The organism is Mesorhizobium sp. LNHC209A00, from assembly GCF_000502915.1.
GTDB lineage: Bacteria > Pseudomonadota > Alphaproteobacteria > Rhizobiales > Rhizobiaceae > Mesorhizobium.
Map to the genome: position 1 here is coordinate 87,567 of NZ_AYWT01000009.1, position 17,254 is coordinate 104,820.

General features: G+C 62.7%; 18 protein-coding genes. 4 read left to right on the forward strand and 14 right to left on the reverse strand.

Translation table 11 applies throughout. The features are described from left to right. The first annotated feature begins 43 nt into the window (after nt 1-43). Nucleotides 44-1,186, forward strand: a complete 1,143-nt coding sequence (locus X739_RS145070; RefSeq protein ID WP_023795281.1) for an NAD(P)/FAD-dependent oxidoreductase — start codon at nt 44-46, stop codon at nt 1,184-1,186. A gap of 15 nt (nt 1,187-1,201) precedes the next feature. Here the strand turns inward: X739_RS145070 and X739_RS145065 are convergent, their stop codons facing one another. The 7 genes from X739_RS145065 to X739_RS1000000170025 all read right to left on the reverse strand — a co-directional run bounded on the left by X739_RS145065 (nt 1,202) and on the right by X739_RS1000000170025 (nt 9,029). Continuing rightward, on the reverse strand, nt 1,202-2,011 hold the full coding sequence (locus X739_RS145065; protein WP_031248133.1) for an agmatinase family protein: 810 nt from the start codon (nt 2,009-2,011) through the stop codon (nt 1,202-1,204). A 59-nt stretch (nt 2,012-2,070) separates the two neighbouring features. Continuing rightward, nucleotides 2,071-4,191 (reverse strand): molybdopterin oxidoreductase family protein, encoded by a 2,121-nt coding sequence (locus X739_RS145060; protein WP_023795282.1) that lies wholly within the window; start codon nt 4,189-4,191, stop codon nt 2,071-2,073. A 210-nt stretch (nt 4,192-4,401) separates the two neighbouring features. Then, nucleotides 4,402-6,279: an ABC-F family ATP-binding cassette domain-containing protein gene (locus X739_RS145055; RefSeq protein ID WP_023773436.1), complete on the reverse strand. Its 1,878-nt coding sequence runs from the start codon at nt 6,277-6,279 to the stop codon at nt 4,402-4,404. Nucleotides 6,280-6,414: 135 nt separating this feature from the next. After that, the gene (locus X739_RS145050; RefSeq protein WP_023773435.1) at nt 6,415-6,867 is read right to left on the reverse strand and encodes a MucR family transcriptional regulator; all 453 of its coding nucleotides are present in this window, start codon (nt 6,865-6,867) and stop codon (nt 6,415-6,417) included. A 160-nt stretch (nt 6,868-7,027) separates the two neighbouring features. Continuing rightward, nucleotides 7,028-7,231, reverse strand: a complete 204-nt coding sequence (locus tag X739_RS145045; protein ID WP_023773434.1) for a hypothetical protein — start codon at nt 7,229-7,231, stop codon at nt 7,028-7,030. Next, nucleotides 7,224-8,150: a DMT family transporter gene (locus tag X739_RS145040; protein WP_023773433.1), complete on the reverse strand. Its 927-nt coding sequence runs from the start codon at nt 8,148-8,150 to the stop codon at nt 7,224-7,226. The genes X739_RS145045 and X739_RS145040 overlap by 8 nt, the downstream gene beginning before the upstream one ends. A gap of 45 nt (nt 8,151-8,195) precedes the next feature. Further along, nucleotides 8,196-9,029 carry a hypothetical protein gene (locus X739_RS1000000170025; protein WP_023773432.1) on the reverse strand — a complete coding sequence of 278 codons (834 nt, stop codon included), beginning with the start codon at nt 9,027-9,029 and terminating at the stop codon, nt 8,196-8,198. 110 nt (nt 9,030-9,139) lie between these two features. Here X739_RS1000000170025 and X739_RS145030 point away from each other — a divergent pair, with 110 nt between their 5' ends. Then, on the forward strand, nt 9,140-10,099 hold the full coding sequence (locus X739_RS145030) for a LysR substrate-binding domain-containing protein (protein WP_023773431.1): 960 nt from the start codon (nt 9,140-9,142) through the stop codon (nt 10,097-10,099). A gap of 62 nt (nt 10,100-10,161) precedes the next feature. On the opposite strand, the gene X739_RS145025 is transcribed toward X739_RS145030, so the two are convergent. Continuing rightward, complete coding sequence (locus tag X739_RS145025; RefSeq protein WP_023773430.1) at nt 10,162-10,674, reverse strand: DinB family protein; 513 nt, start codon at nt 10,672-10,674, stop codon at nt 10,162-10,164. Between the two features lie 65 nt (nt 10,675-10,739). Between X739_RS145025 and X739_RS145020 the strand changes: the two genes are divergently transcribed. Beyond that, entirely contained in the window at nt 10,740-11,432 is a 693-nt protein-coding gene (locus tag X739_RS145020; protein ID WP_023773429.1) for a glutathione S-transferase family protein, read from the forward strand. A gap of 90 nt (nt 11,433-11,522) precedes the next feature. Here the strand turns inward: X739_RS145020 and X739_RS145015 are convergent, their stop codons facing one another. After that, entirely contained in the window at nt 11,523-11,783 is a 261-nt protein-coding gene (locus tag X739_RS145015) for a DUF2934 domain-containing protein (protein WP_023773428.1), read from the reverse strand. Between the two features lie 295 nt (nt 11,784-12,078). On the opposite strand from X739_RS145015, the gene ndk reads away from it, so the two are divergent. Then, the gene (gene ndk / locus X739_RS145010; protein ID WP_023773427.1) at nt 12,079-12,501 is read left to right on the forward strand and encodes a nucleoside-diphosphate kinase; all 423 of its coding nucleotides are present in this window, start codon (nt 12,079-12,081) and stop codon (nt 12,499-12,501) included. 364 nt (nt 12,502-12,865) lie between these two features. Here ndk and X739_RS145005 read toward each other — a convergent pair whose 3' ends face one another. From X739_RS145005 to X739_RS144985, 5 genes are all read right to left on the reverse strand, one after another. Beyond that, a complete protein-coding gene (locus tag X739_RS145005) occupies nt 12,866-13,348 on the reverse strand; it encodes a molybdenum cofactor biosynthesis protein MoaE (protein WP_023773425.1) in 483 nt (160 codons plus the stop codon). 5 nt (nt 13,349-13,353) lie between these two features. After that, nucleotides 13,354-13,611: a molybdopterin converting factor subunit 1 gene (gene moaD / locus X739_RS145000; RefSeq protein ID WP_023773424.1), complete on the reverse strand. Its 258-nt coding sequence runs from the start codon at nt 13,609-13,611 to the stop codon at nt 13,354-13,356. A gap of 1 nt (nt 13,612) precedes the next feature. Then, entirely contained in the window at nt 13,613-14,209 is a 597-nt protein-coding gene (pgsA, locus tag X739_RS144995; protein ID WP_023773423.1) for a CDP-diacylglycerol--glycerol-3-phosphate 3-phosphatidyltransferase, read from the reverse strand. 98 nt (nt 14,210-14,307) lie between these two features. Further along, nucleotides 14,308-16,392, reverse strand: coding sequence for an excinuclease ABC subunit UvrC (gene uvrC / locus X739_RS144990; RefSeq protein ID WP_023795283.1), 2,085 nt, complete (start codon nt 16,390-16,392; stop codon nt 14,308-14,310). Continuing rightward, complete coding sequence (locus X739_RS144985; protein WP_023773421.1) at nt 16,389-17,153, reverse strand: SDR family oxidoreductase; 765 nt, start codon at nt 17,151-17,153, stop codon at nt 16,389-16,391. The genes uvrC and X739_RS144985 overlap by 4 nt, the downstream gene beginning before the upstream one ends. Nucleotides 17,154-17,254: the final 101 nt, after the last annotated feature.

A 17,254-nucleotide genomic window follows, 5' to 3' on the forward strand; every position in this document is an offset into this window, starting at 1 on the left:
ACGTTTCTGACATTCTGGATCGCCAATTGGAGGGGAGGCGCGCATGGACGAAACCACGAAAGTCGCGATCATCGGTGCCGGGCCGGCGGGCCTGGCGGTTGCCGCGTGTCTTCGCCAGGCCGGGCAGGATTTCGTCATGCTCGAAAAGGAGCAGCAGGCCGCGACAGCCTGGCGGCGTCACTATGACCGCGTGCATCTGCATACGACCAAGCGTTACTCATCGCTGCCCTTCGTTCCCTTCCCAAGGGATTATCCGCGCTATGTGCCGCGCCACCTCGTGGTCGAATATCTCGCCGCCTATGCAAAACGCTTCGACCTGGAGCCCCGTTTCGGCGAAACGGTGCGGGCGGTCGCCCGGGAGGGCCGCGGTTGGCGGGTGGAATCGACCTCCGGCGCCTTACGCGCTTCGCATGTGGTGATCGCGTCCGGCTACAATGCCGAACCCTTGCTGCCCAGATTTGCCGGCCTCAACGCCTTCAAGGGCAAGACGCTGCACAGCGCCGACTATCGCAACGCCGCGCCTTTTGCCGGCCAGCAGGTGCTGGTGGTCGGCATGGGCAATACCGGCGCGGAGATTGCGCTCGATCTGGTGGAAGGCGGCGCCCGACCGACGATCTCGGTGCGCGGCGGCGTTCACATCGTGCCGCGCGAACTTTTTGGCGTGCCGATCCAGATGGTCGGTATGGCGACGCGGCTCGGGCCGCGGCGCATCAACGACGCGCTGTTCCCCGTCATCCTCGATCTGGTGCTGGGAAGGCTGGAGAAGTTTGGGCTCAGACGGCCGAAGCAGGGATTGCTGCAGCAGATCGCCCTTGCGTCGCGCATTCCGGTGATCGATGTCGGCACCATCGGCAAGATCCGGGAAGGTGCGATCAAGGTGGCGCCCGACATCGCCGAAATCTCGGAAAGCGGTGCGCGTTTTGCGGACGGCAAGCACGGCGAATTCGACGCCATCCTCTTCGCCACCGGCTACCGGCCAGGCTATGCCAGGTTCCTCGAACCCGGCGCGGAGCCCGGCCCCAGCGGCGTCAATGCCCGAGCTTCGGATCTCGGCCTCTATCTGGTCGGCTTTCACAATGCGGTCACCGGGCTGTTGCGCGAAATCGGCATCGAAGCCCAGGCGGTCGCCGACGACATCCGCCAGCGGCAAAACAGGAAAAAGGTGGCCGAAACCCTGCCGGTGTGATCCCAGACCGCGCCCTCAATCCACCGCGGGCGATGTCCTGAGCATCATGCCGGCGATCTCCTTCGTCAGTTTGGCGGCGACAAGCGCCGTCATGTTGGAGAGGTCTTGGCTCGGATTGTATTCAACGATATCAGCGGCAACGATCGGCTGGTTGATGCCTTGAATCAGGTTGATGACCTGCCGCGTCGACAGGCCGCCGGGCTCGCGGTGGGAGACGCCGGGCGCAAAGGCTGGATCGAGCCCGTCGAGATCCATCGAGATATAGACCGGCGTCTTGAGATCAAGCGACAGGCTTTCGCCGAAATGAGCGGCCTCCACGGCCTCGACGCCGAAGCGCTTGAACTGATCACGGTGATGGTCGTTCACGGTGCGCAGGCCGATCTGGATCAGTCGGTCGGCTAGCCGTTCCTCCATGATGCGCGCGAATGGCGAGGTGTGCGAACGCGGATTGTCACCGTAGGTATGATAAATGTCGGGGTGAGCATCGATATGCACGATCGTCAGGCTCGGGTGGCGACGGCGCACCGCGCGCAGCACCGGCCAGGAGATCGCATGGTCGCCGCCAAGGCTGATCAGCGGGTGGCCAGCGTCCAGGGCGCGACCGACTTCGCTTTCGATGCGCTGCCAGGGATCGCCAGGTTTGTCGAAGTCGATGTCGCCATGATCAACGAAGCGGCCGGTCAGGTCGAAGCCGGTCTCGCTCCATGAGGAGTAAGCATCGCTGGTGAGTTCGCGCCTGATGAGCGGCGCCGCCTTGGCCGCACCCTGGAGGTAGGACGAATTCTCGTCATGCGGTATTCCCAGAAGCGAAATCGCGCCTGCCATCGACACTCTCCCATTCCGACGGACAAATTGACATCAGGCGCAATCGATACTCGCGGCCGCTATGCACTCAGCTCTTGCGCCCGGCGCAGCCAGACCTTGTTGTCGTGAAAGGCAGCGCCGCCGTAGGGTGCCGGGGCGTCGGCGCCGGTCAGCACATTGATGCCCTCGCCGCGCTCATGCGCGCTGTTCGGCCAGATACCTTCGGCGATCACGACACCGCGCTTGACGCCGCCGAACAATCTGGCGTGCAGCACCACCTCGCCGCGCGTGTTGCCGATTTCGACACGGTCGCCCTCGGCCAGCCCTAGAGCCGCCGCGTCATCGGGATGCAGCAGGAGTTCCGGGCGGCCCTCCTTGGCCTTCGACACCGGTGTTTCGGAAAAGGTCGAGTTGAGGAAGTTGCGCGCCGGCGAGGTCGTCAGCCGGAACGGATGGGCTTCGTCAGCCACCTCGATCAGGTCGACATGATCGGGAAATTCGGGCAATCGCACCACCGGGCCGAACAGGCCCATGCTCTTCGGCGGCCGGTTGGGAGCCGCCTGGCCGGTCCAGTCGGCGCGAAAACGGAATTTGCCATCCGCATGGCCAAAGCCCCGGATGAAATGCGCCGTGTCGAAATCCGGCTGCAGATCAATCCACTTCTGCTCTTCCAAGCTGGCGAAGCTGCCCAAGCCGCGCTTGCCGAGGATGATGTCGATATGCTGCTGCTCGGTCAGCCCGAAGCCCGGCCTGTCGGCGACACCAAGGCGCCCGGCCAGTTGCTCGATGACGAAATGGTTGGTGCGCGGCCCTTCCGGCGGTTCGATCAGCTTGGGGCCGCAGGTGATGTGCTGGTTGCCGCCACCCTTGTAGATATCGTCATGCTCGACAAACATAGTCGCCGGCAGCAAGACGTCGGCCAGCTTGGCCGTGTCCGTCATGAACTGCTCGTGCACGCAGGTGAACAAATCGTCTCGCAGGAAGCCCTGCTTCACCAGCCGCTGCTCGGGCGCGACATTCACCGGATTGGTGTTCTGGATCAGCATCGCCGTCACCGGCGGTCCGCCATAGAGCGCGTCACTGGCGCCGGTCAGCACCGGGCCGATGCGGGAATGGTCGAGATAGCGGATCGAGGGATCGCGCATGCGCGTGCCCTCCAGCACCTCCTGGTTGAGCTTGAAGATGCCGGAATTGGAATGGAAGGCACCGCCGCCCTCATACCGCCAGGCGCCGGTGACGGCGGCGATGCAGGACGCGGCATGCATGTTGACGGCGCCGTTGCGCTGGCGGGCAAAGCCGTAGCCGAGGCGAAAATAGGTCTTTTTCGTCGTGCCGACGAGGCGCGCGAAGGTCTCGATCTCGGCGACCGTCAAACCAGTGATATCAGCCGCCCATTCCGGCGTGCGGGTAACGAGATGCGCCTCCAGGCCCTTAGGATCGTCCGTGTATTTCTGCAGATAGGCGCGGTCGGCCAGGCCTTCGCGAAACAGGACATGCATGACGGCACAAGCGAGCGCGCCGTCGGTGCCGGGCTTCAGGACCAGACCGATGTCGGCCTGCTTCATCGTCGCATTCTCATAAACGTCGATGACCACGATCTTCGCGCCGCGTTCCTTGCGCGCCTTGATGGCGTGGGTCATCACATTGACCTGCGTGACCACGGCGTTGGTGCCCCAGATCACCACGCAGTCGGATTTCGCCATCTCGCGCGGGTCCGGTCCTCGCAGCGCGCCTGCCCCCATCATCCAGCCGGTCCAGGCGAGATTGGTGCAGATCGAGCCGAAGAAGCCCGAGTACTTTTTCGCGTGGCGCAACCTCTCGATGCCGTCGCGCTGCACCAGCCCCATCGTGCCGGCATAGTAATAGGGCCAGACCGTCTCCGAGCCGTACTTCGCTTCGGCCGCGTCGAATTTCTCGGCGATGAGGTCGAGTGCGGCCTCCCAGCTCGCTTCCTGCCAGACGCCCTCGCCCTTGGCGCCCTTGCGCACCAGCGGCTTCAGCAGCCGATCGGGATGATGGACGCGGTCGGCATAGCGGGCGACCTTGGCGCAGACGACGCCCGACGTGTAGCTGTTGGCCTTCGCGCCATGGACCCGGCCGATGCGGTTGCCGTCGAGCAGTTCGACCTCGAGAGCACAGGTCGACGGGCAATCATGCGGACAGGCCGAATGGCCGATGCGGAGGTTGGCGTGCTGGTTCATGGGAGCAAACTACCCGTTTACGACGGTCAGGTGTAGGGCCAGATAGCGCCTTCCCTCCTCCCTTGCGGAGAAGGTGGATCGGCGTGATAGCGCCGAGATGTTGAGGGCGTCTTAGCGGATGAGACGCTGGCGTTCCCTGGCATACCCTTCATCCGACCTCGCTTCGCGAGGCCACCTTCTCCCCCAACGGGAGAAGGAGAAGCGCTCATCCTACTCCGCCGTGCCTTGCTCATATTCGGCCGACATGGTCAGCCATTTTTCCTCGTGGCCTGCCAGCGTCTGCGCAAGCTGCGAGCGCTCCTTGGCGAGCCGCGTCGCGGTCGAGGGATCCTTTTCGTAGACCGCCGGATTGGACAGCTCGTCCTCGATGCCATCGATGCGTTTGCGGATGCGATCCATCAGCGCTTCGGTGGCGCGGATTTCCTTGGCCAGCGGCTCAAAGGCGGCGCGGCGTGCGGCCGCGTCGCGGCGTCGGTCGGCTTTTGAAGCCTTGTCCGCTTCGCGCTTGCCACGGCGGTCGCCGGAGACGCCGGTGACCAGCGTCTTGTAGTCCTCCAGGTCGCCGTCATAGGGATTGACCGCACCGTCCTTGACCAGCCACAGCCTGTCGGCGGTCGCTTCCAGCAGATGGCGGTCGTGCGAGATCAGGATAACGGCGCCGGGGAATTCGTTCAGCGCATGGATCAGCGATTCGCGGCTATCGATGTCGAGATGGTTGGTCGGCTCGTCGAGGATGAACAGGTTCGGCCCCTCGAAGGCAGACAGGCCCATCAGAAGGCGCGCCTTCTCGCCACCGGACAGATCCTTGGCGGGCGTATTCATTTTCTCGGTCGTGAGGCCGAACTGGGCGACGCGGCCGCGCACTTTCGATTCGGGCGCCTCCGGCATCAGCCGGCGGACGTGCTCATAGGCATTTTCCTCAGGACGCAGATCGTCGAGCTGGTGCTGGGCGAAGATCGCCACCTTCAAACCCGGCGCCACCGTCATGGTGCCGGTCTCCTGCTTCAGACGACCCGACAGAAGTTTGGCGAAGGTCGACTTGCCGTTGCCATTGGCGCCGAGCAGCGCGATGCGGTCGTCGGCATCGATACGCAACGTCATCTTCTTCAGGATAGGCTGACCCTCGGTATAGCCGACATTGACGTTGTTCAGCGCCACGATCGGCGAGGCCACGGTCTTCACAGGCTCGGGGAAAGAGAATGGCCGTACCGTGTCGTTGACGATGGCCGAGATCGGCTTCATCTTTTCCAGCGCCTTGATGCGCGACTGTGCCTGCCTTGCCTTGGATGCCTTTGCGCGAAAACGCTCGACGAAGGATTCCATGTGCTTGCGGGCGGCTTCCTGCTTGACCCGGCCCTTTTCCTGCAATTCCTTCTGCTCGGTATACTGGCGTTCGAACTGGTCGTAGCCGCCGCGCCAGAACGTTAGCTTCTTCTGGTCGAGATGAACGATCGAATTGACGGCACGGTTGAGCAAATCTCGGTCGTGCGAAATCAGAAGCACCGTGTGCGGATACTTTGAAACATAGTTCTCAAGCCACAACGTCCCTTCAAGGTCGAGATAGTTGGTCGGTTCGTCGAGCAGCAGAAGGTCGGGCTCTGAAAACAGCACGGCGGCCAGTGCAACGCGCATGCGCCAGCCGCCTGAGAAGGAGGAGGCCGGACGGCGCTGCGCGGCGTCGTCGAAGCCTAGGCCGGCCAGGATGGTGGCCGCGCGAGACTCGGCTGAATGGGCGTCGATATCGGCCAGCCGCATGTGGATGTCGGCGATGCGGTGCGGATCGGTGGCGGTCTTTTCCTCGTCGAGGAGCGCGGAACGTTCGAGGTCGGCCTTGAGCACGATCTCGATCAGCGGGTCCTCGGTGCCGGGCGCTTCCTGCGCCACCTGACCGATCCGCGTATTCTTCGGCAGGCTGATCGAACCCGTCTCGGAGGGGAAATCGCCTGTTATGGCCCTGAACAGCGTCGTCTTGCCGGTCCCGTTGCGGCCGACAAGACCGGCCTTGGTGCCGGCCGGCAGGGTGAGCGAGGCGTGGTCGAGTAGCAGGCGCCCCGCCATGCGGAGCGAGAGGTCGTTGATGATAAGCATGGCCGCGCTTTTGCACTGGACATCAACGCTTCGCAAGACCTTGCGGGCCAGTTGGCCGCACAAGGCCTGGAAACGGCGCCCACAACCGCGCCGTCAGAGCCGCGACAGCGGCCTGCCGTGCCAGCCGACAAGGCTTCAGGCAGCAGCCTTGCCGCGCTTTGTCGCCTTGGCCACGACTGCCGGCGCAGCGGCCGGCTTGCGGCCAAGTCCCGTCGACTTCGCCAAGGCCGACCGGGTCGCGGAGTAATTCGGCGCGACCATCGGGTAGTCCGGCGGCAAGCCCCATTTGGCGCGATAGTCGTCAGGGCTCAAACCGTAGTCCGTCCTGAGGTGTCGCTTGAGCGACTTGAACTTCTTCCCGTCCTCCAGGCAGATGATGTAGTCGGGAAACACCGACCTTTTCGGATTTACGGCCGGAACAAGGCTCGGGCTTTCCACGACAGCCGCACCAGCCAGCTTTCGGACCGAGGCGCTGACGCTGGCAATCAAGTCAGGCAGGCCCGAAGCCGGTAGCGGATTGTTGCCTACATAAGCCGAGACAATATCGGCGGTTAGCTCGATAACGATCTTATCCTCGATATTTGACAATTCTTTCACCCTATTTGCGACAAAGTCGTCTACCCAGTGAAGACTTCTGTCGATGTATCTCTTTAACCGCGCCCCCAACGGGCCCGCCAAGTCCCAAAACGAATCAAGACTTGGCGTCAACTACTTTTATGCGAAATCGACGTCGTGCAAATTAGAAAATCTAATACTTGTATACGGCAGACTTGGTTGAACGGCTGTCAGCCAATATCTCAAGAATACGCTTCCAGCGGGCACAACGCCCGAAATCCTTCTGCTCGATCGCCTTTTCGGCCCTCATCGCGGCGTAAAGTGGTGCCTCGGCGCCAAATTCCTCGATGAGCCAATGCGCTTCCTGCCTGGCGAGACGTTCATTGTCGTCAAACATAATTTTCCGCCTCCGAACGCTCCAGTCCAACAGCGATGCAACTGCCGACGACAAGGACGGCTCCGGCAATGGCTGTCGTCGTCAGCCGTTCGCCGGACAAGGTCAGCAGCAGTGTCGAAGCGATCGGCGTGAGATAGGCGATGACAGCCACCTTCGCGCTGCCTCCAAGTTTCAGGGCCCGCGACCAGAAGTAATAACCAAGCCCCATAGGGCCGGCACCGAGATAGAGCCCGAGGGCCAGATCCACTCCGGTGGGCCAGGCGATGCCTTCGCGAGCGGACCATATAAGCGTCAACGCGACGCCAACCAGCGACGATGGCAGCAACAGGCGGTCCGGCGAAGTGGCGAGCCGTCCCACCATCACCGAATAGAAGGCCATGCACAGCGCGGACCCGAATGCGCATAAATAGCCGGCGAGATCACCCTGAAACCAGGTGCGGTCGCGGCCTCCCGAAATCACCAGTGCGACGCCGACGAACCCAAGGGCCGCTGCAAGGCCCAGCAAAGCCGGACGCCGGGGATTTTCGAAGGCGATCACTGCCGCGGCAACCATCAAGGGCCAGGTGTAGGCCACGAGATTGGCTTCGATCACCGGCATCGAGGCGAAGGCGATATATTGCAGCACCATGGTGCCGACCAGACCGATGAAGCCGACCGCGAGCGGCACCAGCGCGGTGCTCGCCGTGATTGCCGTGGCTTTCTCCCGGCTCATCAACCGGATGGCCGCGAAGACCAGTGCGGCCCCAACAAATTGCAGGAACTGCACCTGCGACACCGGGTGACTGGCCAGCAGGGATTTGCCGACCAGCGCATTTGTCGACCACAACGCTACCGCGCCGGTGGCGAAGACCAGCGCGGACACCGAGCCTGATCCATGCCGAAAAAAGCGCCATGGGGCTCTATCTCTGCGCTCGGCCATGATCCTTTCCGAAAACCGGCTCCCTTTTTTCCGGATCATGGACTGTCACCATGATTCCCTAGCCCCACCCGGAACTGGTCCTTCGGCTGGGACCGGCGTCGGATGTTCCGCCTCGAACCGGCGATAGGCCGGCAGCTGATTGGTCCACACGTCCTCGGCCAGCTCATTGACCCATTCGCGGTCGTGATCGTTGTCGGCGGCAAGGTAAAACATCCTGTTGTCGTCGACATAGGGCTTGGCCACGGAGCGCTGGTTGAGCACCAGGGTGACGCGTTCGCCGAACTGGATCGGCGCCGTGCGGTGCAGGACGCCGAGGAACTGCCCGAGCGTCGCATATCTCATCTTGTGATCGATGCGCATGATGCGGTTGCGCGGAATCTCGCGGCCGGATTCGAGAATGGCGCGGCCGGTCTCGGAATCGTCGCAGTAGATTTCGAGATGGCCGCCGACCAGCGGATCGCTGATCGACAGCGGAATGAGTTCGGTGACCGGAACGCCGTCGCAATGCCATTCGACGGCGCCATCCCTGGGATTCATGAAGGTGACGGTCGAACCCACGATCGACAGCGGATAGGGTTCCAGCTTCGTGCCCATCATGTCGGACAGGCTCTCCAAGCGCAACTTGTCGTTCAGCAACTCCTTGATTTCAGGTATGAAACGGTCGGCGCCGGTGATGAAGGTCAGATCGAGGTGCTTGTGCACGGCATGGCTGGCCTTGAGCTTCAGGGCGGCCTCCTCGATCGCGGCAAGCAGTGCCGGATCATAGCCGTGCAGATACTGCGCAACGCCGAAGCTCGACACCTTCCAGGCGGTTTCGTGGCCGATAATGGCCTCGCGGCTCATCGCATAGCGCAATTCGGGTATCGTATGGGCGTTCATTGTACTTCTCCAAGTGGGGGCAAACACTTGGTTAACAGTCAATTAAATTAGCACCCCCTGTAAAATTAGGAATGCTAGTGCTACCGTAAGCCAAGCTTAAGGTCGAAACCGTGCGTCTGCTCAGTCAGGTCAACCTCAATTCGTTGAAAATCGTGGAGAGTGCTGCGAGGCACGGCAATTTCACGCGTGCCGGAGAAGAACAGTTCATCACCGCTTCGGCGGTCAGCCAGCGCGTCAAGAGCCTGGAGGACCAGCTGCGTTTCAAGATTTTCCAGCGAGGCGGCAATGCGGTGTCGCTGACGCCGGAGGGCGAGACCTATGTCTCGCGCGTTCGCGAGGCGCTGGAGCGTATCGTCGCCGCCAGCATGGAAGCGACCGGGCAATCACAGGAACATGTGCTGAAAATATCCGTGCTGCCGACATTTGCCGCGCGCTGGCTGTTTCCGCGCCTGCCGCTGTTCCAGCAGCAACATCCCGATATCGTGATGCGGGTTTCGACCTCGTACGCGACGCATGAGTTCACGACTTCCGAATTCGATCTGGAAATCCGCTATGGCGACGGCCATTTCAACGGACTGCCGTCCGACCTGCTGTTTCGGGAAGACCTGACCCCGGTGTGCAGCCGCAAATTGTTCCATGAGGTTCTCGGCGACAAGCCGGTGTCGAAGGTGACGCCGGACGACCTCAAGCACTTCACGCTGCTGCATTCCGACACCTGCACCCAGAACTGGCAATCCTGGCTTGGTTTCGCCGGGGCCAGTTTTGTGCTCAGCGAGACCAAAAGCATCTATTTCGACTCGTGCATGATGTCCTACGAGGCGGCCAATGCCGGAATGGGTTTTGCCGTCGCCAACCGTGCCTATATGGCCAGCGACATCCGCGCCGAGAGGCTGGTCGCGCCCTTTGCGGTCCATCATCCGAACACGGCCGGCTGGTATTTCGTCTCGCCCCACAAGAGCCTTGCCACGCGCAAGGTGCTGCGGTTCAAGCAATGGGTGATGGCGGAAGCGGCTCAGACACAGAGCCAATTGGATGGCGAAGTCACCGGCCTGGCTTCGGCGGCTGTCTAAAAAAATGCTGCGATAGTCCGCTCCAACCGTTCGCTGTCGAATTTAGAACGAAACCATCTGGATCAGGCGAAAGCCCTGCCCTCTTCGGTGCGCTGGAAATGCGCCAGATCGAGCGGCACTGACGGGCGGCCCAGGACCGTCAGGATCATATGCGCCTGGCCGCGGTGATGGGTCTGGTGATTGAAGACATGAGCCAGCGCGGGCGCCAGGCGTTGCGAGACGGTGCGCATGTCCGATACGGTCATATAGGTGAAACGACCCGACAGCGCCTTGTCGCCCAACCCGCCGAGCCAGTCGATAATCCGCCGGTCCTCGGCCTCGCGCGCTGTCCTCAGGACAGGCAAGGCCCGGAACAATACAGCGTCCAATGTCGTCGGCGCGGCGCCTTCGCCGGTGAAGCGCTTCATCCAGATGCGATCGGCGGCGAGCAGGTGGTTGAGCGTGCCCATCAGCGAGCCGAAGAAGGCGCCGACGTCGCGATTGAACTCCTCGTCGTTGAGATCGTCGGCGGCATCGTAGATGCGGCCGTTGGCCCATTGATTGTATGCCGCAAACATCGTGAAGTGCTGTTTCATTTTTTCCCGCCGGGCCTGTTTCGGGTGTCGGGAGCGATACCTAGACTGCAAAGGAACCCGCGCCAATGACCATTCTGCTTTATGATCTCGTCGGGCGTGACGAGGGCCGTCCGTTCAGTCCGCACTGCTGGAAGGCAACAATGGCGCTGGCCCACAAGGGGCTCGATATCTCGACCGCGCCGACGCGTTTTCTCGAAGTGCCCGCCGTCGAGGGCGGCGTTTCGAAAACCGTTCCGGTGATCCGCGACGGCGACAAGGTCGTCACCGATTCCTTTGCCATCGCGCTCTATCTCGAAGAGGCCTATCCCGATCGGCCTAGCCTGTTTGGCGGCGAAGGCGGCAAGGCGATGGCGCGCTTCATCGAGCGCTGGTCGCAATCGAACATCCACCCTTACGTCACCACAGCGGCGCTCGTCGACCTTCATGCCATGCAAGACGAACAGAATGGCTCGTATTTCCGCAAGAGCCGGGAGCAGCGCTTCGGCAAACGGCTGGAGGACGTCGTCGCCGCACGCGACGCCGGCCTGGCAATCTTCCGGGCGGCGCTGGAGCCGCTGCGCTCCATGTTGAGCTACCAGCCGTTCATCGGCGGCGCCTCGCCGCTGTTCGCCGACTATATCGTCTTCGGCGCACTGCAATGGGCGCGCATCGCATCGCCTTACAAGTTGCTCGAAGACAGCGACGTGGTGGCGCAGTGGTTCACCCGCTGCCTCGACCTGCATGGCGGGGTTGGACGAAAGGTTTCGGCGGCGGCGTGACGCCGCAACGGCCTTCTATCCGCAGGGCAGCTCGAGCACCGTCAACCTGTTGCGAAATCAGGGGCCGAACAGCTGACCTTACTTCGCAGCCTACTTTGGTTTGCTGGCTTTCGGCTTGCTGGCTTTGGCGATGAGCTTTTCTTGCTTGGGCGGGGCTTTTGCCTTGCCGGCGCCAGATGCCTTCTTGGCCGGCTTATTGCCCACCGTCGGCTTCCCCGCGTCCTCCCGGTCGACGTCGGCTGCCGCCTGGTGCCAATGGCGTTCGTGCTGACCGGGCGGGTGCCCTTCTTCCTGCCAGATCTGATGTGCACGGTTGCGAATGCGCTCCTGACGATCGTCTGTCATGGTCATCTTGTCTCCATTCGGGCCGACTTCAGCGCGGCGCCGACCTGGCGACTATAGCAAGCAAACCGTTGCTGTGCAGCCGTCTGATCCCACCGGCCGACGGGATCAGCCACGGAAGCACCGACCATTCCGGCCCTGCGCTGTCGCTCCGGGCGTTTGTCGTCCGGTAAGCCAAGCAATTGGCTTTCCGGATGCCTGCCGGACCACTCCTCACCCCCCGCTCCTCACCCCTCTTGGCAATCAGCCGGGCGGCTTGTATAGAGCCCGCCACTCTCAATTCGAATTCAGACAAGGACGACCCATGGCGCTCGAACGCACTTTTTCCATGATCAAGCCGGATGCAACGCGGCGCAATCTCACCGGCGCCATCACCAGGATGCTGGAAGAGGCCGGCCTGCGCGTTATCGCCTCGCGCCGGGTGTGGATGAGCCGCCGAGAGGCGGAGGGCTTCTACGCCGTCCACAAGGAGCGCCCGTTCTTCGGCGAGCTGGTGGACTCCATGTCCTCGGGCCCGACCATCGTGCAGGTGCTGGAAGGTGAGAACGCCATCGCCAGGAACCGCGAAGTGATGGGCGCCACCAATCCGGCCAGTGCCGCCGAAGACACCATCCGCAAGGTGCATGCACTCTCGATCGGTGAGAACTCGGTGCACGGCTCGGATGCGCCGGAAACGGCCGCGCAGGAGATCAAGTACTGGTTCTCCGATACCGAGATCGTCGGCTGAGCCGACACTGCACGTTGCATGCGAGAAGGCCGGTGTTTCGCCGGCCTTTTTCTTTGCTGGCGGTCAATTCTCGCGCACGAATCGCAGCATATCGGCATGCAGCCGATCCATATGCGTGGACATGAGGCCATGCGGCGCCCTCATAAACGAGGAACGGCAGTCCGGAATGAGCCGGGCCGACGGAATGCCCGTCAATTCGATGGGCGCCGAGCGGTCGCGGTTGCCATGGACGAACAAGGTCGGGCACCAAGCCGAAGACGAAGAACTCGGCGATCCTGTCCAGCATGACCGTTTCCCTTGCCCAGATCAGTCACGTGGCCAGTTGGGGGAAGAATTGCTGTCTTTCCGTGACGCCAGCACGGTATTATTCGGATGGCGGCCGCTTCCAGCGCCGGGCTGCCTGCGTATCGGTTTCCTTGGCCTCGACCCAGCCGCCTTCGGAGCCGTCGGTGCGATGTTCCTTCTTCCAGAAGGGTGCACGCGACTTGAGGTAGTCCATAAGGAAGTCCGCCGCCTCGAACGCCGCCTGGCGGTGCGCCGAAGCGGCCACCACCAGCACGATGTTCTCCCCCGGCGCGATCTTGCCATGGCGATGGATGACGGTGAGGCCTTGCAGCGGCCAGCGTTCGCCAGCTTCGGTCGCGATGCGGCCGATCTCGGCTTCAGCCATGCCCGGATAGTGCTCAAGTTCAAGTGCCGAGAGCGCGCCCTGCTCGTCGCGGCACAGGCCTGAGAAGGTGACCACCGCGCCAATGTCGACGCGCCCTTGGGTCAGTGCGGCGATCTCGTCGGCGACGTCGAAATCCGGGCGCTGAATGCGCACGGTCGCTACCAGGACGGCCGACATGAGTGTCAGCCCCCGGTCATCGGCGGGAACAGCGCGATTTCGCGCGCGCCCGATATCTTCTCGCGGTGGTCGACATGTTCCTGGTTGATGGCAACGCGGATCACGTCGGGATATTGCAGTGCGTGTTCGTAGCCTTCGCCGCGCGACCGCAGCCAGCGCAAGAGGTCGGCGACCGTCTCTATGCCGGCCGGCAGTTCAACATCTTCTTCCGGCATGCCGATCCGTTCGCGAACCCAGGCAAAGTAGATGAGACGGGTCGTCATCTCACTCGTCCATGATGTGCTTGAGGCCGGCGCGGAAATAGTCGTAGCCGGTGTAGAGCGTCACGAGGGCCGCGATCCACAGCAGCACGAGACCGGTCTGCGTTGTCAGCGGGAAGACCTTGTCGCCCGCCGGCCCTGCCAGCAGGAAAGCGATTGCGACCATCTGAATGGTGGTCTTCCACTTGGCGAGCTGCGTCACCGGCACCGAGACCTTGAGTGCCGCCAGATATTCGCGCAGGCCAGAAACCAGGATTTCGCGGCACAGGATGATGATGGCCGCCCACAACGACCAGCCGGCGATGCCGGCATGGCGGTCGGTGTCGGCCGCAAGCAGCAAGAGGCACGTGGCGACCAGCAGCTTGTCGGCGATCGGGTCGAGCATCTTGCCGATGTTGGAGGTCTGCTGCCAGGCACGCGCAAAATAGCCGTCGAAATAATCGGTAACGGACGCCAGCAGGAAAATGACCAGCGCCGACCAGCGAGCGAAGTCGCTCGATTTCAGATGGCCTTCGAGAAAAAAGCACAACACGACCAGCGGCACCGCGACGATACGGGCGTAGGTCAGTATATTAGGCAGGTTGAACGCGCGCTGGGCCATGTCTGGTGGACTCTTTCTGCCTGCGTACTCAAATCAGAAGCTGTTGTAGGGGGTCAACAGGCCAGATTCGACTGGCCAGCTGAAAGTGACGAATTTTTTCAACTATCGTGGAAATGATTGTAGACCAATTTGGCAACCTGCTCGGAAATGCCGTCGACTTTCCTCAGATCCTCGATGGCGGCGCGGCTGACCGCCTTGGCGGTTCCGAAGGCCAGCAGCAGGGCGCGCTTGCGGCCGGGACCGATGCCGGCGATTTCATCGAGCGGGCTCTTGACCATCTCCTTCTTGCGGCGGGCCCGGTGCGAGCCGATGGCGAAGCGGTGGACTTCGTCGCGCAACCGCTGGACGAAATAGAGCACGGGGTCGCGCACCGGCAATGAAAACGAGTCCCTGCCCCTGACGAAGAAACGCTCGCGGCCGGCGTCGCGGTCCTGGCCCTTGGCGATGCCGATGGCCACGACCCGGTCCTCGATGCCGAGATCCGACAGGATCTTGCGCACCGCCGTCATCTGGCCCTGACCGCCATCGATCAGGATGACGTCCGGCCATGCCGGGAAGCTGCCGGAAATGTCGTCCTCGATATCATCGCCCGCCTCGGCCGCCCTCGGCTCGCCCGCTGCCGCATCCTCAGCCATGGCGACATCGCCATGCTCCTTGAGCAGCCGCGAAAAACGCCGCTCCATCACTTCGCGCATCATGCCGAAATCGTCGCCCGGCGTGATCTCGGTCGAGCGGATGTTGAATTTTCTGTACTGGTTTTTCACAAAGCCTTCCGGCCCGGCGACGACCATGGCGCCGACGGCGTTGGTGCCCATGATGTGCGAATTGTCGTAAACCTCGATGCGCACCGGCGGCTTGGCGAGGCCGAAGGTCTCGGCGAAACCGGCAAGCAACCGCGCTTGCGTCGAGGTTTCGGCCAGCCGACGGCCGAGGGCCTCACGCGCATTCTGCAGGGCGTTGTCGGTCAGGTCCTTCTTCTCGCCGCGCTGTGGTACGGAAATCCCCACCTTGCGGCCGGCGCGGGTCGAGAGCGCCTCGGCCAGCAGGTCCTGGTCATCGACGGGCCGCGACAAGAGAATGGCACGTGGTGTCGGCTTGTCGTCATAGAACTGCGCCAGGAACGAGCCCAGCACTTCCGATCCCTCCAGCGCCGGATCGGCCTTCGGGAAATAGGCGCGGTTGCCCCAGTTCTGGCCAGTGCGGAAGAAAAACACCTGGATGCAGACCTGGCCGCCTTCCTGGTGGATGGCGAACACATCGGCCTCGTCGACGGTCGCCGGGTTGATGCCCTGATGGCTCTGGACGTGCGACAGGGCCGCCAGACGGTCGCGATAGATGGCGGCGCGCTCGAAATCGAGGTCTTGCGAAGCCTGCTGCATGGCAGCCGAAATCTCGGTCTTCACCTTCTGGCTGCGGCCGGACAAAAAGTCCTTCGCTTCGGCGACCAACTCGGCATAACCCTCATGCGAAATTTCGCCGGTGCACGGACCCGCGCAGCGCTTGATCTGGTAGAGCAGGCATGGCCGCGTGCGGTTCTCGTAGAAAGAATTGGTGCAGCTTCTGAGGAGGAAGGCGCGCTGCAGGGAATTGATTGTGCGGCCGACGGCACCGGCCGAGGCAAAGGGGCCGAAATAGTCGCCCTTGCGCGACCGCGCGCCGCGATGCTTGTAAATGCCGGGCGAGACATGGTCGCCGGTCAAAAGGATATACGGGAACGACTTGTCGTCCCGCATCAGCACATTGAATCGCGGCCGCAAACGCTTGATGAGATTGGCTTCGAGCAGCAGCGCCTCGATCTCGGTGCGGGTGACGACGAACTCCATCGTCGACGTCTCGCGAACCATGCGGCCGATGCGGTTGGTGTGGAATCTGCCTTGTGCGTAGTTGGTGACACGCTTCTTCAGGCTGCGCGCCTTGCCGACGTAGAGCACGTCGCCGGCGGCGTTCATCATCCGGTAGACGCCGGGCGCATTGGGCAGCCGCTTGACCAGCGTCTGGATCACCTCGGCGCCGACCATGCCTTCGGCGTCGCCTGCATGCGGCGTCCAGTCGATGGCCGTGAAGGCGACATCCGGGCCAACCGGTTCGACGATCTCCTCCAGCGCCTCGTCCTCAAGGTCGATTTCGGGTGGAAGATCATCGGCGCGGCCGCGCGCCTTGTTCTTGTGATCCAAAGGACTCATTCCGCCATGCCTGTCACATCGGGCGTCTGCCATGCAAGATGCTGGCCGCCGTCGAGCGCGATCATCTGACCGGTGACCGAGCGCGCCTGCCAGAGATAGCGGATGGTGGCGCCGAATTCCGGCAATTCCGGGCCGCGCCTCAGAATGAGGCCAGCGACCTGCGCGTCAAAATCCGAATCGTCCTGGCGCACGTTCTTCAGCGTCGGGCCTGGCCCAATCGCATTGACGCGGATGCGCGGCCCGAGCGCCTGGGCCAACATCTGCGTCTGCGTCCACAATGCCGATTTCGATAGCGCATAGGAGAAATAGCGCGGCGTCGGCCGCCAGACGCGCTGGTCGATGATGTTGACGATCAGCCCCTCCTGCCCTTCCGGCAAGGAGCGGGCGAAGTTCTGGGCCAACAGCGCCGGGCTTTTCAGGTGAATGGCAAAATGGCGGTCCCAGGCGCGCCAGTCGAAATCCTCGACGGAATCATCGACGAAGAGCGAAGCATTGTTGACCAACAGCGAGATTGGGCCCAGAGCGGCCTCCGCCTGGCCGACGAGGTCGCCGACGGCATCCATGTCGGTCAGGTCGGCCGCAACCACGGCGGCGCGGCCGCCCGACCGGTTGATCCCCGCGGCCAGCGCATCCGCCGCATCGTGCGAGCGATTGGAATGGACGGCGACCGCAAAGCCATGGCTGGCGAGGTCCTCGACAATCGCCTTGCCGATCCGTTTCGCCCCACCGGTCACCAGCGCCACGGCAGTGGCTTTGCTCATATGTGTCAATCCTCAATTTCGGCCGAAAACGCGACGCCGACGAAATATGGCCCGCCACGCGTTAAACGGCGTTCGCACCTGGGGCAACATTGTGGCGAAGT